This is a genomic window from Pontibacter sp. T17 (assembly GCF_057219875.1).
The window spans coordinates 259,177-273,719 of the sequence record NZ_JBXVVW010000001.1 but is presented as its reverse complement, the minus strand read 5'-3'; the positions used below and the strand labels follow the sequence as shown (position 1 = coordinate 273,719).

Below are 14,543 nucleotides of genomic sequence, written 5' to 3'. Positions count from 1 at the left end.
ATTGACGGGAAGGCCGTCGGACGGATACGGAAAAACCCGATTTTGCGTTTGGACAGAGAGCCTGCATGTACGCCGTCATCGACCTGGAAACCACTGGTGGTCAGCCGCCCGCAGATCGGATAACCGAAATCGCGATTGTGCGGTACGATGGTGCGCGCGTAGTGGACCGGTGGCAGACCCTGGTGAACCCTGAGCGGCCTATTCCACGTGCTGTGCAGCAGCTGACAGGGATTCGGGACAGCGACGTGGCAGATGCGCCGAAGTTTTACGAAGTGGCGAAGCAGGTGGTGGAGCTGACGGAGGGCTGTGTGTTCGTGTCGCACAACTCGCACTTCGATTACTCGTTTCTGAAGGCGGCATTTGCCGAGCTGGGGTTTGTGTACCGTCGCCGGACGCTGTGTACCGTGCGACTGAGCCGCAAGCTGATGCCGGGGCTGGAGAGCTATTCGCTGGGCAAGCTGTGCCGGGCGGTAGGGATACCTATAGAGAACCGCCACCGTGCGATGGGGGACGCTGCGGCGACCACCGAACTGTTGGAGCGGCTGCTGCACATAGACGCCGAGGGGGTGGGAAGCGAAGTGGTGGCAGATGAGATATCGAGTGGCCTGCTGCCGCCAAAGCTGGAGAAGACCGTAGTGGACAATCTGCCCGAGGCCACCGGTGTTTATTACTTCCATGACGAAGAGGGCCGAGTGCTGTATGTGGGCAAGAGCGTGAACATCCGGCGGCGGGTACTGAGCCACTTCCAGGTAGACTTCAAACGGAAGAATCACCTGCAACTGAAGCAGAGCCTTGCCGATGTGACGTGGCAGGAGACGGGCAGCGAGCTGCTGGCCCTACTGCTGGAAAGCGATGAGATCAAGCGACTGGCGCCGCCCTTCAACCGGGCGCAGCGTCAGCGAGGTTTTCGGACGGGGATTTTCCAGGACACAGACGAGCGGGGCTATCGGTATCTATATGCCAAGGAGTATTCGGGTGCTCACCAGCGCCGCACACCGCTGATGGTGGTGGAGAACATGCGGCGGGCGCGGACATTCCTGAGCAGCCGTGCAGACCAGTTTGGCATCTGCCCGAAGCTGATGGGGCTTGACCGGCGGCCGGATGGTAAAGCCTGCTTCAACCACCAGATCAAGAAGTGCGCGGGGGCCTGCTGTGGGGCCGAGAGCGCGGAGGTGCACAACGCCAAGCTGCAACAGGCACTGGACAGCTTTACGTATCCGCATGAGCACTTCGTGGTGCTGGGCCGCGGACGCACAGCAGGAGAGCGGAGTGTGGTGCTGGTGGAAGGGCACCGGTACCGAGGTTTTGCCTACACCGACCTTGACTTTGCGCCGACTTCGCTGGACGAAGTGCGCGACCTGATTACGCCCTATGCAGACAACAAGCATGTGCAGGCAATTCTGCGTGGGTATCTGTTGCAGCCGCACGGCGACAAGGTAATTGTGTGGCGGGAAGGCCGCCAGCAAGCCGTATAATTTCACTGGGGGTGAACCATGCCAGACGACTTGGCGTAACTTGAATAGCTGAGTTTCACTTCCTCCTCTTCTGCTGAACTGCGATGACAACAATGATGGTGCCTTTACTTCTGGGCGTGTGCCTGCTGCTGCTGGTTGCGCTGGTACTGGTGATTATAGCTAGCCGGAAGCGGAAACTGCGAGAGGCCGAAGTGGAGCTGTACCGTGATGCGTTCGTAGACATCAGCGAGAAGACCAACGACGCCATTCTGATTGTTGACATTGCGGACGGGCGAATCCATTATGCGAACCCGGCGGCGGCAGAACTGTTGGGCTACACGCCGTTGCAGATGAAGCGGCAAACGATTTTTCAGTTGCACCCGGAGAGTCTGCTGCAACTGTCGGCGGAGAAGATCAGCATTGTATGGGAGCAGGGAGGGCTGATTTACGAAGACCTTCCGTTTCGGCGGGCCGATGGTGAGTTGCTGCCCGTGGAGTGTTCGGGCAAGGTGATTTCATACCTGGGCCGGCCGACCATTCTGATCAACGCGCGGGATATCCGGGAGCGTCTGCGGCTGCAAGCCGAGATTTTGGCCCAGAAAGAAGAGATTGAAGAGAAGAACCAGGACATCATCGACAGCATTACGCATGCGCGGCGCATACAGACGGCGTTGCTGCCACCACTGGAGAGCATGCGCCAAATGCTGCCCCAGAGCTTTGTGTATTATCAGCCGAAGGACATCGTATCTGGCGATTTCTACTACTTCAATGCGTTGAATGGCCAGGCTGTGCTGGCTGCGGTAGACTGTACAGGCCACGGTGTGCCTGGGGCGTTTATGTCTGTGGTGGGATATACCGGCCTGAATGAAGTGTTGCGTGAACTGGACCATGACCCGGTGGCGGGTATTGACCCCGCACAGGTTTTGGGTGCACTGGATGCGCGGATACGACAGTTTCTGGGGCAGGACGAAGACCAGAAGGAGATAAAGGACGGTATGGACGTTTGCCTCACCGTACTGACGCCACAGACAGGCAAAGGCTACAAAGTGGCATATGCAGGGGCGTTTCGGCCACTCTATGTATTCAGGAATGGGGAGTTTGTGGAGTACAAAGGGAGCAAGTATCCCATAGGCGGGCATGCTGACAGCGCCAAAGAATTTGAGACACACAGGTTTGAGCTGCTGCCCGGCGACAGGATGTACCTGTTCAGTGATGGCATTACCGACCAGTTTGGTGGGCCGAATGGGCGGAAGTTCTCACCGGCACAGCTGCGACAGATTCTGACAGATGCGGCTGGGTTAACAATGAGCGAGCAACAGGCGCTGTTACATGAGCGGTTTGAGGCATGGCGGGGTAGCCGAGCGCAGATTGACGATGTGATGCTGCTGGGCGTAGGGGCGTGAGCATGCGGTAGTGACGCTGAAAGTAGTTGCCGCAAATGCGGGAGTCTCTTTTTTGGACACTACTAGGCAAAATGGGCAAAACAGCCCAAAGAGAACAGGTGTTTTCAAAATCGAAAGATTGTTAACGAATATTTTGGATTGGGGGCCGTGGGAGTGGGGTGTGGTGCTGTAGATTGGCCGCATGCCCATGGCACCGAGCAAGACAGATACCGTCATCATTCGGGAAGCGACCGTTCAGGATATTGAGACGATCGCCCGTCATCGGTGTGCGATGTTTGAAGAGATGGGGCGGTTGGATGCACATTACGCACCGGAACTTCATCGACAGACGGCGGAGTACCTTCGCTTTGCCATTCCAGGCGCCGATTATCGGGGGTGGCTGGCACACGTGCCCGGCAAGCCTATGGAGATAGTGGGTGGGGCAGGTATGCAGGTGCGGTGGATATTGCCGCGGCCGTCAGTGACGGGTGGCATACAGCCTTATTGCCGCGAAGGGCTGGTAATCAATGTATGGACAGAACCTGCTTGGCGCCGCAAAGGCGTAGCGCGCCAGCTGATGGAGACGCTGCATGCGTGGGCCGACAGCCACGATGTTTTCAGTGTGGTATTGCACGCCAGCGATTCGGCCCGCCCGATGTATGAGCAACTGGGCTATGTAGCCACCAACGAGATGCGCTACACCTGGCCGGGCAAGAAGCGGTAGGGGCGAGAAGTCAAGATGGCTGGCTGATTAGGCCATATTGACTGTTTATTAAAGTTGTTTTGCGTGGATGTGCTATTAGATTTGGGCTTTCATTAAGCTCTAATCTGTCCGCGGTCCAATGAACTGGCATTCTGGTCTGGCTATCGGCAGGATATCTATTCTGCTGAGTCTGTTTGTTTTTGGTGGGTTCAGTGGCCTAGAAGGTCAGATAATTTACCCGAAAAAGTTTGGGCAGGTAAGTGTGGAGGAGGTGCGAGAACGGCCTGCCATTGCTGATTCCAACAGCCACGCGGTGGTGTTGCAGGAGATCGTGCGGATGGAGACGGACCTGACGTCGGGGCGGATGGTTACGACCCGCGAGGAAACCAAGCGGACCAAAATACTGGATGCCAATGGCTTGCATCAGGCTGATCTATATCTGCTGTTGGGACAGAATACCCAACTCACGAAGCTGGACGTCCGGATTTATACAACAGATGCCAGCGGCAAACTGCAAGTGAAGGAGCTGGAGCGCGATGACATATTTCGCGAAAAGGCCTATTCGACCGTGAAGCGTGTGCGAATACCAATACCGGGTGTGGTGGCGGGATGCGTTGTGGAGGCCCGATATGCTATCAGAGGGTATGGCATGGACCTGTCGCCGGAGATGTACTTTCAGGAGCAGATACCGGTGGTTTACAAGATGTTTGAGTTCAAGTACCCCGAGTTCTATCAGTTTGGGATGTTGGTGAATGGCGAGACGGATTTTCTGATACAGGAGAAGAATTACGAATCGGTAGCGGGAACAGTGCATTACCGCAACGAAGTGCAACGGTTTACGGCCCGTAATGTGCCGGCCCTGCTGGATGAGCCGCTGTGTGGCAACTGGAACAACTATCGCACACGGATACGGTTTACACTCACGGAGGTATCGGCACCAATGATTCCATTCTTTGCGAAGTTTGGATGGAAGGAAATGGTGGGTTATCTGGTGACGAACAGCAACTTCGGGAACCGATTTGGCGTGGGTATCCGTGGGCAGATGCGGGATTTGCTGCCGGGTATTCTGGCTGGGGCCACCTCAGACAAAGAGAAAGCCATTGCCATTTACCGGTATGTGCAGCAGAACATAGCGTGGGACGGAGAGAAGAGCATGTTCTCGGAAGCGCTGGACGAGCTGTTGGAGAAGCGAAAGGCGAGCAGCGCCGGGATGAATTTCCTGGTGATAGCGCTTGCGAAAGAAGCCGGGCTGAAGGTGCACCCGGTGGTGTTGAGTACGCGTGACCACTCGTATGCCGTGGAGAACTACGTGGCCACCGAGCAGTTCAACCACACGATTGCGGCATTTGACTTCTTTGGCGATGGGCAGTATGTGTACGCGGATGCACACGAGAAGGGAGTTCCGTTTGGAGAGCTGCCCAGAGAGGATTATCGTAACGGCATTGCAATGCTTGTGAATCTGGAGGAGAAGACGTACGGATTTACAAACCTTCGGGAGAATTATCAGAGTCTGTCATTTACCAGTTTCCGAGGCAAGTTGACGCCTACAGGAGAACTGCAAGGGCGGATTTCGCATACAATGAAAGGTGTATTTGCGCACCAGTATCGGGGGAGTAAGCAAACGAAAGTGGCGGAGTATCTTCAGGAGCATGTTTTGCAGCTGAGCGGCCTGGAGTTGGTGGCAGATACAATTGCCAAAAAGGACAGCGATACGCTTCGTGGTGGGGTTTCGCTGGAAGGCGATATTCGGGTGGAAGGCTACGCAACGGCAGCAGGGGACGAACTGGTAATGGATCCAGTGCTTGTCACAGGCCTTGGGCGCAATCCCTTTGTACGAATGACCCGATTACTGCCTATTCAGCTGGATGGCCCTGAGGAGTATAATTACGTGCTGGACCTGGAGTTGCCCGCTGGTTATGAGCCACTGGAGTTGCCTCGCTCAGTGATTTGCAAACTGCCCAACGACGGTGGTGAAATGCGCAGGGTGGTGAGTTATGCCAATGGTCGTCTGTCGATGCTACTGCGGGTGCGGGTGACTGAGCCATTCTTCGATCAGGCGGAGTATTCGGCTATTATGGGCTTTTTTGATGTGGCAGTGCGAATGGGGCAGGAACCGATTGTATTCAAGAAGAAATGAAACAAGTGTGGATGACGTGTCTGCTGTTGTGGGCAGTCGTAATGACAGGAAATGCAGCGGCTATGAAGCCTGAGCCACAGTATCCGGTGGCGAGCATACCGGCAGTGTTGCGTGCAGGTGCCCATGCGGTGGTACGACGGGACGATATGGAGATAAAAGTGAAAGCAGTAGACCGCTGCGAGATCCGTCGTCATTTTGTGCTGACTGCTTTTGATGAAGCAGGGCGTGAGCAGATACAGCATTTTACGGCAGTTTACCTGACGGGCTCATCGAAACTGAGTGGCATCCGGATCGTGGTGTATGATTCGACGGGCCAGGTAGTGAAAAAGCTGCAAGGCAGCGATATCTTGGATTTCAGTCCAGACTGGGCGGGGACGCTGGCCTCGGATCAAAGAATAAAGGCGGCTGACATTCCCTTTGCTCCATTTCCCTACACGGTAGAGTGGGAGTATTTTGAAGAGAGTAAAGAGACAATGTTCCTGCCGCCCTGGCTGCCGAATTGGGGCGGCCACGCGGTGGAGGTAAGCAGCATGAAGCTGACCGTTGCGCCAGGGCTTAAACTGAATTATCTGGCGCAGAATGGAGCGCCTTCGCCTTCTGTTACGACAACTGCCGATGGAGAAGTGTATCAGCTGGAACTGCGAAATGCAAAGACTGCGAATGTGGAAGGACCTTACCTGCCACCCAGAGCGCTCCGCTGGTTTCGCGTGGATTTCGCACTGGAGGAATTCAGCTATGCTGGCCGGGTAGGAAAGCAGCGGACGTGGGCGGAGTTTGGGAGTTATTCCAAAGCACTTCAGGAAGGGCGGGACGTGCTCCCGGAAAGCGTGAAGACACAGTTGGCCGCCATGAAGGCACAGTATCCGGACCGGCTGGCGCTGATGCGGGCGATCCTGAGCTACCTACAGGACAATACGCGGTATGTAAGTATACAATTGGGGATAGGAGGGTTTCAGGCGATGCCGGCCCAGTTGGTGGCGGAGAAAAAGTATGGCGACTGCAAGGCGCTGTCAAACTTTTATCTGGCGATGCTGAAGGAAGTGGGGATTACGGGTCATCTGGTGCTGGTGGAGAGTGGACTGCATGGTGCAACGGGTGACTTCCGGTTGCCGCGGCAGATGTTTGACCATGTGATCGCGATGGTGCCGAATGGAAAAGACACGCTGTGGGTGGATGCTACGAGCCAGGCAGCACCGCTGGGAGAGAATGGGACGTTTACCATGGACAGGCAGGTGGTGGTGTTGGACGAGACCGGGGGCCGGGTTTGCCGCACGCCGCTGTTAGCCATGGAAATGAACCGGGAAGTGAAGCGCAATATATTGCGGGTGCACACGGACGGTCTTGTGACGATGGATGTAGCGGTACGTTACAGTGGCCTGAGCGCCAGCGCAGCACGGGGCTATCTGTATCAGCAGTCGGGCACGGTGCGGGAGACTTTTCTGCGCCGCTGTTGGGGGCGGGAAACAGCCATGCTGTCGGCAATAGACTGCCGTGAGGTGGACGCCCGAGCCGAAGCGCCGACAGTACGTTACCACCTGGAGGCAAGTGGCCTTTTGACTTCGGCCGGCAACCGAAGGCTGCTGAAAGTGAATTTCCTGACGCACCTGCCCGATGTTAAACTGCCTGAACAGGAGCGCACCCTTCCCATCTGGCTTGATTTTCCGCAAGAGTGGGTGGACAGCGTGGAAGTGCAGTTGCCGTCAAGCCTTCGCTATGAGCAACTGCCGGAAGCTGTAAAACTGGAGAGCGAAGTCGGCAGCTATGAGGCGCGTTTTGTGGCAGGGCCTACGCCTCAGCAGTTTACCTATATACGCCGGCTGCGACAAGCGAAACACCGGCTACCAGCCAGTGGCTACAAGGCTTTCCGGACGTTTGTGCAGCAGGTGAAGCGCGCCGATGCTATTCAGCTGATGCTGGTGGGTGGCAGCTGATCCGTGTCTGCCGGGCGAGCGGGTTCTGCGGGCGTTTCTGCTACAGTAGAAAGGGAATCGCCAGTGCCCATGTCGGAGGTTTGCGGTGCCAGTGGAGCCTGTGTTGCGGCGTCGGGAGCAGATTCGGGCTGTTGTGCCACGGGTGCGGCTGCGACGGGTTTCTGGGCAGTTTCAGTGACGGGGTGAATGTAGGCTTCGGTGGCCCGCGAAAGCTGCCACGGTGCTAACCAGCCCTGTGCCAATGCATGGCGGATGATATCGAGTGCCCGCGCCCGGTTGAGACATACCCCCAGGTGCATGGGTTCACCAGCGGCTTTAAAGCGCAGCTGGCCGTAGCTGGTGAAGAAAGGAACTCTGGAAAGCCTGTCGATGCGCCGTGGGGCAGGGTTGTCGGAGGAGTAGGTCCACTTGGGGGTGAGTTCCAACTGGGTTATGTCGGCCCAGTGGACTGTGATTTCCTGACTCCAGCCCAGACAGTGGGTATGGGCAGTGATGCCCGTGGCATTTACTTCAATTTCTTCGCTTCCTGTGAGGCTCCAGGCTTCGGCGATCAGCAGTATTGCTGCAACGACGAGCAGAGGCAGGGCGAGTACATACAGCCAGGGGACACCCCATGCAATCAGAACTCGTATCACCAGCCATGTCAGGGCGAAGAAGAGCAGCGTATAAATGAGTTCGCTGGCTTTGTGAATGGGTTTGGAGATGTGGCGCATGAATCAAGTGGCCTTGATGTGTCAATATTAGTGAACGTGGCTGGAAAGTGAGCGCAGTAGGCAGCGGTATTGCTAGTTTGGGGTATGTATATTCCGGCCTATTTCAAGGAACAGGATGCGGAGCGGCACCTGGAAGTGATTCGCGCCTATCCGTTTGCTCAACTGATTCTAACGCAGGACACTTCCCAGCCACTGGTAACGCACCTGCCGCTGCAGTATGTAGAGCGGGAGGGGAAGGGTTATCTGGAAGGGCATGTGAGCCGGGGGAATCCGGCGGGGAAGGCACTGGAGCAGGAGGGTGTAGGGATGGCGGTGTTTCAGGGGCCACACGCCTATGTGTCGTCGGGGTGGTATAAAGACACCGAGACCGTGCCGACGTGGAATTATGTGGCGGTGCATGTGCAAGGGCCGGTGCGCGTGTTGCGCGAGCCCGCGGCAGTGCTGGGGGTATTGCAGCGGCTTGTAGACACCTATGAGCCCGCAGGTGGGCAGTGGGTAATGGCAGAGCGCGTAACCGACAAAGCAATGGCAGGGCTGATGAAAGGAATCGTGGCCTTTGAGCTGGAGATGGCCGAAGTGCAGGGCGCCTTCAAACTGAGCCAGAACCGGAGCGCGGGGGATATGGAGCGAATCATTGCACAGCTGGCTGGCAGCAGCCGGCACGAGGACCAGGAGACGGCGAAGTGGATGGAGCGATTTGCAAGGAAGTCGTAAGGGCACCACACTGACCTGAGACGGCCGCACGTTCCAGCGGATGGTGCAACTGAGCGAAGGTAGTGTAGATGACCGTGAAGCAGCCCCTTTCAGGCGGATTGGGCCATTTGGGTGCTTTGGCGTGGCTTGTGCCAGCAGCGGCGGCATGAACCTTACAACCAACTATCGCTATCGGATGGCCGGGATGGCAATCATGGCTACCCTGCTGCTGGCAGGCTGTTCAAAGAAGGCAGAAGACGCTGTGGCCCTGAAGCAAGGCACGGCCGGGGCCGCCGTGGCTGGCTATGAAATGAGCGCCGAGGGCAACTTCTTCGCCAGCGACCCCAGCAAAAACGTAGTGAAACTGGCCAACGACCAGCACAGCTACACACTGACAGGCAAAGATGTGGCCATACAGTGGCTGAGGGTGGCACTGCCCGCCGACATGGGTGCCTACCCGATTCATTGAGCGTAAGGAGGAATGGCATATCAAAGGAGGCCCTGTTGGGACCTCTTTTGGTTTTGGGGCGGTGGCGCGGGGTGGGCCGTGGGTTGTGCTATCTTTGCTGGCGATGAAAAAGCTGCTGGTAGCCAACCGGGGCGAGATAGCCCTGCGTGTAATGCGGACCGCCAAACGGATGGGCATAGCCACCGTGGCCGTGTACTCCGAGGCCGACGCCGATGCGCCGCACGTGCGGTTTGCCGACGAAGCCGTGCTGCTGGGTCCTGCGCCCAGCGCCCAGAGCTACCTGCGCGGCGACAGGATACTGGAAGCCTGCCGCCAGACGGGAGCCGACGCCATTCACCCGGGCTACGGCTTCCTGAGCGAGAATGCGGACTTTGCACGGAAGGTGCGAGAGGCAGGGCTGATTTTCGTGGGGCCGACGCCCGAAGCCATGGACCAGATGGGCAGCAAGCTGGCCGCCAAAGCAGCCGCCAAGCAGTTCAACGTGCCGCTGGTGCCGGGCCTGGACACCGCCATTACCGACGTAGCGGCCGCACGCCAGACGGCCATTGAAGTGGGCTTTCCGGTGCTGATCAAAGCCAGCGCAGGCGGTGGGGGCAAGGGCATGCGCATAGTAGAGCGTGCCGAAGACTTTGAGGAGCAGATGCAGCTGGCCCAGAGCGAGGCCCGCAGCGCCTTTGGCGACGATGCCGTGTTCATCGAACGGTATGTGAAGGGCCCGCGGCACGTGGAGGTGCAGGTGCTGGCAGATACGCAGGGCAACTGCGTGTATCTGTTTGAGCGGGAGTGTTCGGTGCAGCGGCGCCACCAGAAAGTGGTGGAAGAAGCGCCCAGCGCCGTGCTGACGCCCGAACTGCGCAAGGCCATGGGCGAAGCCGCCGTGCGCGTGTGCCATGCCTGCGGCTACACCAACGCCGGTACGGTGGAGTTTCTGGTGGACGAGAGCCGGAACTTCTACTTCCTGGAAATGAACACCCGCCTACAGGTGGAACACCCTGTGACGGAAATGATTACGGGGCTGGACCTGGTGGAACTGCAACTGCGGGTGGCCCGCGGCGAGCAGTTGCCTTTTGCACAGGACGACCTGCGCATCAACGGCCACGCCATAGAGGTGCGGGTGTATGCCGAAGACCCTGCCAACAACTTCCTGCCCGATATTGGCCGGCTGGAGGTGTACGACGAGCCGACCGGCCCCGGCATTCGCGTGGACGGCGGTTATCGCCAGGGCATGCAGGTGCCGATTTACTACGACCCCATGCTGGCCAAGCTGATTGTGCATGGCAAAGACCGCGCCGACGCCATTGAGCGGATGATGGCCGCGATAGATGCCTACCGGATTTCGGGGTGCGAGACGACACTGGCCTTCTGCCGGTTTGTGATGGCGCATGAGGCCTTCCGCAGTGGCGACTTCGACACCAGTTTTGTGGGCCGCTACTTTACGCCGGACAAGCTGGCCCGTCCGCTGACCGACGACGAGAACCGTGTGGCCGCCGCCATTGCCGGTATTCTGCAACAGGAAGCGTGGCAGAGCGGCACTGCCATTCCGGCTCCTGTGAAACTGGACTGAGAGGCCAGTTTGCTGTACAACTTGTGCTGACGCCTGGCTAACCGCCGGGCGTTTTTGCGTAGTTTGGGGGTATGGAATCGAAAAGGATTGAGAAGCTTGAAGAGCAAAAGGCACTGTTCTTCTCGATATATGAAGAGAAGTACAAGCCTGCTTTTAATGCCGTAAAAGGTAATAAACTCGAAGATATACTTAAGTACTACTCTGGGCGTGTAGAACTTCTAAAGTTGGAGCATGCAGATATAGTTTTAAGTTCAATTGAAGGTTCGGCTAATTTGACCCAAACATTAAATGCTTTTAATAGTAGATACAATGCTTTTTTTAAAGAATTTGGTAGAATTGTTGATGAACTAGTTTCAAAGCATCAAACTTTTATCGATACAAAAAATAGTAATCATATTGATATAATTTGCCACGATATAATTAATTTCATTGATTCGTATCCTTGGGCCTTTTATTCTAGAGTTGCAGTTGAAAATCAGAATATTCATAATGAGATTATAGAGATTAGAAATTCATTAGCATTGAAGGAAGAGGAGTTAAATAAAATTCTTGCAGATGCTCAAAAAGTAAAAGAAGACATCACTGGCGAATTAGTGAAAAAGGGTTCAAGTAGTATGTCTGAATATTTTGATGGATTAATTAAGGACCGACGGAAATCAGTTGATACTTGGCTTGCTGTTTCATGTGCAGTCTTATTCTTAGGTCTATGTTTTAACTATAGTAGTTCCTCTGTTGTCAATGGAAGTATAAATAGTCTAATAATTCATTATCTCAAATTTTCGCCAATTGTTCTTTTACTAATCTTGTCTATAAGAAATTATTTTATCAATCAGCGTATGTTGGAGGAGTATATTTATAAAAAAGCGATTGCTGAGACCATGTTGCTGTATTCATCCAAGATGGCAGATGAAGGGGAAACCCAAACCCCACGACAGAAAATGCTTTCAGAGGCGATACGGAAGATTTACGCACCACCGTCCTTTTATCGGCAAAAGAATGATGTTACAGAGAATAATGCGCTGGTGGAGTTGATCAAGTCAATCAAGCAATAATCCGGCGTCATTTCGAGCGTAAGCGAGAAATCTACCTGTAGGCGGCTTGCCGCCTTCTTCATCAGTAAAGCGGGGTTGCCGCGGGCAACCCAAAAGTAGTCCCGATAAACCGGGATGTTCCAATTTCTCAGGAAGGCCTTGCTTGGGCACCTTCCAAATGACGTGCAAAGGGGAAGTGGTGAGGTGTTTGGTGCGGGCGGTGAGCCGAGGGAAGATTTCTTCGGCCCTGCGGGCCTCGAAATGACGAGGGGGTATACCCAAGCCAAGGCACGTCATTTCGAGCGTGAGCGAGAAATCTACCTTTGGCCTTCAGAGAAGGCCAGTGAGGCGCGGGCTATGAGGGCGGCAAGCCGCCCAAAAGTAGTCCCGATAAACCGGGATGTTCCAATTTCTCAGGAAGGCTCCGCCAACCTTCGAAATGACGGGGCTGGGGTGGTTGGTTGAAGACGCTGAGGGTGTCGTGGCGGATGGCAATAAAAAACCAGCCCGGGGTCGGGCTGGGGAGTGCATCTGGGTGGGTACCGAGATGGGTAACTGGATGGGTGCCAGTTGGGTAGTGCGGAGTCAGTCGGTGGTGCGCTCGTAGGAGGTGACGTCGCCGTTGCGGCGGAGCACCAGGACGTTGCCCTGAAGCGAGACAATGTCGGCCTGCTCGGTCTTGCGCGACTTGATGAGCAGCTGGGTTTCGCGGCCCGTGATGAGCTTGCCCTCCTTGACGTCCCAATATCCGGAAGCGGTGGGGGTTTTGAAGGTGCCGTCGGACTTGTACTCGACGGTGTAGGGGACGGTGCCGGTGTACTTCCACTTGCCGACGAGGCGCTGCTTCCATTCGGCATCGGAGGTCTGGCGGGCGGTGGTGGAAGGGAGCGGGGCTGGGCGCATGGCGGCAGTGCCGAGGGCCAGTACGGCGGCCAACGCCAATATGAGGTGGGTTTTCATGTGGCTGTCAAGCATGGATAGGGTAACGGGAGGAGCGGCAAGGTTTGTGCCAAAGGTGACGGAAGCGTACAGAGGGCTACAAAATGACAGCGCCGCTCTTGGTGGGGAGCGGCGCTGTGCGTTGAAGTGGACAGGTGCAGATCAGCGGCCTGCGGCAGCCTTCTGCTGGCGGTACTTCTCCTGGAAGCGACGGTAGAGCTGCTCGTGCTTGTTGTCGAGGTTGACGTCGCGGCCCTGGATGAAGGCCCGGGTGATGCGGGAAGAGCGCATGTCGAGGGCATCGCCTTCTGAGATGAAGAGCGTGGCGTCCTTGCCGGCCTCGAGCGAGCCTACGCGATCGGCGATGCCGAGGATGCGGGCTGCGTCGAGGGTGATGGACTGCAGGGCGCGCTCTTTACCGAGGCCCCAGCCTGCTGCGGTACCAGCCCAGAAGGGCAGGTTGCGGAACTTCCAGTAGACACCGGCACCATCTTCGGGGCTGGAGATACAGAAAGTAACACCGGCATCGGCGAGGAGCTTGGGGATCTTGTAGGGGAGATCGTAGTCTTCGTCGTTGCGGTAGGGCAGGGCGTGGGGGGTGCTGTAGATGAGGGGGATGCCAGCACGCTTGAGCGTCTCGGGGATGCGCCAGGCGTCGTAGCCACCGACGAGCACGGCCTTGAGCTTGTTGCGGGTGGCGAAGGCCACAGCCGCTTCAATGGCGGGCACGAGTTCGGCGTGGATGAAGACAGGCTTCTGGCCGAGGACGAAGGGAATGAGGGCCTCGAGACGGAGGTCGATGGTGGCTACGCGGCCGGCCTTGCGGGCTTCGGCGTAGGCACGGACTTCGTCGAGACGGGCCTGCATGGCGTCGAGCTTCTTCTGGAGGTTCTCGCGCGACTTGCCCTGGGCCACAGGATCGGCACCGAAGAGGCGCATGTCGGGCCAGTTGATGTGCAGGCCAAAGTCGGTTGCAATGCTGGCGTCTTCGTAGTTCCAGGCGTCGAGGTTGACGACGGAGCTGATGCCGGAGATGTCACCACCCTGGGGGGCTATCTCGGCGATGAGCACACCATTACTGCGAAGGGTCGGCTGCACATGGCTGTCGGTGTTGTAGGCGACGATGGCGCGCACGTTGGGGTTGTCCGGGTTGGAGAACTCGGTGTGGTCTACCATTGCGTTGAGGCCGAGCTCGATTTCGACGAGGCCCACCTGGCTGTTGGTGCCGATGAGGCCTGGGTAAATCTGCTTGCCGGTGGCGTCGATGGTCTGGAGTGCACCCTGAAGCTCGGCAGGAACCGAGACAGTGGCGCCTACAGCGACGATTTTGCCCTTGTGAAAGAGGATCTGGCCCTTCTCGATCACCTGTCCGTTGCCAATGTTGAGGGTGGCGCCGGTGATGAGTATGGGCTTATCCTGGGCGGGAGCTGGCGTGGGCGTAACCTGTGCCACTGCTGTGAGCGGAAGCACGGCTGCCAGGGCCAGACCGAGGAATGTATTGCGAATCATGATAGTCGGTACAAAAAC

General features: G+C 56.8%; 12 protein-coding genes. 9 read left to right on the top strand and 3 right to left on the bottom strand.

The annotated features are described in order from the left end of the window. Positions 1–65: 65 nt before the first annotated feature. The 5 genes from AC2D8O_RS01255 (at position 66) to AC2D8O_RS01235 (ending at position 7,607) form a co-directional block, all read left to right on the top strand. Positions 66–1,475 carry an exonuclease domain-containing protein gene (locus AC2D8O_RS01255; RefSeq protein WP_484676960.1) on the top strand — a complete coding sequence of 470 codons (1,410 nt, stop codon included), beginning with the start codon at positions 66–68 and terminating at the stop codon, positions 1,473–1,475. A gap of 83 nt (positions 1,476–1,558) precedes the next feature. Continuing rightward, positions 1,559–2,857, top strand: a complete 1,299-nt coding sequence (locus AC2D8O_RS01250; RefSeq protein WP_484676959.1) for a PP2C family protein-serine/threonine phosphatase — start codon at positions 1,559–1,561, stop codon at positions 2,855–2,857. 187 nt (positions 2,858–3,044) lie between these two features. After that, positions 3,045–3,560 carry a GNAT family N-acetyltransferase gene (locus tag AC2D8O_RS01245; protein ID WP_484676958.1) on the top strand — a complete coding sequence of 172 codons (516 nt, stop codon included), beginning with the start codon at positions 3,045–3,047 and terminating at the stop codon, positions 3,558–3,560. Between the two features lie 118 nt (positions 3,561–3,678). Then, positions 3,679–5,676: a transglutaminase family protein gene (locus AC2D8O_RS01240; RefSeq protein ID WP_484676957.1), complete on the top strand. Its 1,998-nt coding sequence runs from the start codon at positions 3,679–3,681 to the stop codon at positions 5,674–5,676. 62 nt (positions 5,677–5,738) lie between these two features. Beyond that, positions 5,739–7,607 carry a DUF3857 domain-containing protein gene (locus AC2D8O_RS01235; protein ID WP_484676956.1) on the top strand — a complete coding sequence of 623 codons (1,869 nt, stop codon included), beginning with the start codon at positions 5,739–5,741 and terminating at the stop codon, positions 7,605–7,607. Here the strand turns inward: AC2D8O_RS01235 and AC2D8O_RS01230 are convergent. Next, positions 7,580–8,320 (bottom strand): hypothetical protein, encoded by a 741-nt coding sequence (locus AC2D8O_RS01230; RefSeq protein WP_484676955.1) that lies wholly within the window; start codon positions 8,318–8,320, stop codon positions 7,580–7,582. The genes AC2D8O_RS01235 and AC2D8O_RS01230 overlap by 28 nt on opposite strands. A gap of 84 nt (positions 8,321–8,404) precedes the next feature. On the opposite strand from AC2D8O_RS01230, the gene AC2D8O_RS01225 reads away from it, so the two are divergent. The 4 genes from AC2D8O_RS01225 to AC2D8O_RS01210 all read left to right on the top strand — a co-directional run bounded on the left by AC2D8O_RS01225 (position 8,405) and on the right by AC2D8O_RS01210 (position 12,098). Beyond that, on the top strand, positions 8,405–9,034 hold the full coding sequence (locus AC2D8O_RS01225; protein ID WP_484676954.1) for an FMN-binding negative transcriptional regulator: 630 nt from the start codon (positions 8,405–8,407) through the stop codon (positions 9,032–9,034). Between the two features lie 145 nt (positions 9,035–9,179). Then, the gene (locus AC2D8O_RS01220; RefSeq protein ID WP_484676953.1) at positions 9,180–9,482 is read left to right on the top strand and encodes a hypothetical protein; all 303 of its coding nucleotides are present in this window, start codon (positions 9,180–9,182) and stop codon (positions 9,480–9,482) included. Between the two features lie 94 nt (positions 9,483–9,576). Continuing rightward, on the top strand, positions 9,577–11,046 hold the full coding sequence (accC, locus tag AC2D8O_RS01215) for an acetyl-CoA carboxylase biotin carboxylase subunit (RefSeq protein ID WP_484678260.1): 1,470 nt from the start codon (positions 9,577–9,579) through the stop codon (positions 11,044–11,046). A 71-nt stretch (positions 11,047–11,117) separates the two neighbouring features. Beyond that, positions 11,118–12,098, top strand: coding sequence for a hypothetical protein (locus AC2D8O_RS01210; RefSeq protein WP_484676952.1), 981 nt, complete (start codon positions 11,118–11,120; stop codon positions 12,096–12,098). A 564-nt stretch (positions 12,099–12,662) separates the two neighbouring features. On the opposite strand, the gene AC2D8O_RS01205 is transcribed toward AC2D8O_RS01210, so the two are convergent. Together AC2D8O_RS01205 and AC2D8O_RS01200 are read right to left on the bottom strand one after the other, a co-directional pair. Continuing rightward, positions 12,663–13,037: a hypothetical protein gene (locus tag AC2D8O_RS01205; RefSeq protein ID WP_484676951.1), complete on the bottom strand. Its 375-nt coding sequence runs from the start codon at positions 13,035–13,037 to the stop codon at positions 12,663–12,665. 141 nt (positions 13,038–13,178) lie between these two features. Continuing rightward, positions 13,179–14,525, bottom strand: coding sequence for an amidohydrolase family protein (locus AC2D8O_RS01200; protein ID WP_484676950.1), 1,347 nt, complete (start codon positions 14,523–14,525; stop codon positions 13,179–13,181). Between the last annotated feature and the right edge of the window lie 18 nt (positions 14,526–14,543).

What these genes read in the sequence shown, in the direction of transcription:
- AC2D8O_RS01255 (WP_484676960.1), top strand. Translation starts at nt 66, where the DNA reads ATGTACGCCGTCATCGACCTGGAAACCACTGGTGGTCAGCCGCCCGCA.
- AC2D8O_RS01250 (WP_484676959.1), top strand. Translation starts at nt 1,559, where the DNA reads ATGACAACAATGATGGTGCCTTTACTTCTGGGCGTGTGCCTGCTGCTG.
- AC2D8O_RS01245 (WP_484676958.1), top strand. Translation starts at nt 3,045, where the DNA reads ATGGCACCGAGCAAGACAGATACCGTCATCATTCGGGAAGCGACCGTT.
- AC2D8O_RS01240 (WP_484676957.1), top strand. Translation starts at nt 3,679, where the DNA reads ATGAACTGGCATTCTGGTCTGGCTATCGGCAGGATATCTATTCTGCTG.
- AC2D8O_RS01235 (WP_484676956.1), top strand. Translation starts at nt 5,739, where the DNA reads ATGAAGCCTGAGCCACAGTATCCGGTGGCGAGCATACCGGCAGTGTTG.
- AC2D8O_RS01230 (WP_484676955.1), bottom strand. Translation starts at nt 8,320, where the DNA reads ATGCGCCACATCTCCAAACCCATTCACAAAGCCAGCGAACTCATTTAT.
- AC2D8O_RS01225 (WP_484676954.1), top strand. Translation starts at nt 8,405, where the DNA reads ATGTATATTCCGGCCTATTTCAAGGAACAGGATGCGGAGCGGCACCTG.
- AC2D8O_RS01220 (WP_484676953.1), top strand. Translation starts at nt 9,180, where the DNA reads ATGAACCTTACAACCAACTATCGCTATCGGATGGCCGGGATGGCAATC.
- AC2D8O_RS01210 (WP_484676952.1), top strand. Translation starts at nt 11,118, where the DNA reads ATGGAATCGAAAAGGATTGAGAAGCTTGAAGAGCAAAAGGCACTGTTC.
- AC2D8O_RS01205 (WP_484676951.1), bottom strand. Translation starts at nt 13,037, where the DNA reads ATGAAAACCCACCTCATATTGGCGTTGGCCGCCGTACTGGCCCTCGGC.
- AC2D8O_RS01200 (WP_484676950.1), bottom strand. Translation starts at nt 14,525, where the DNA reads ATGATTCGCAATACATTCCTCGGTCTGGCCCTGGCAGCCGTGCTTCCG.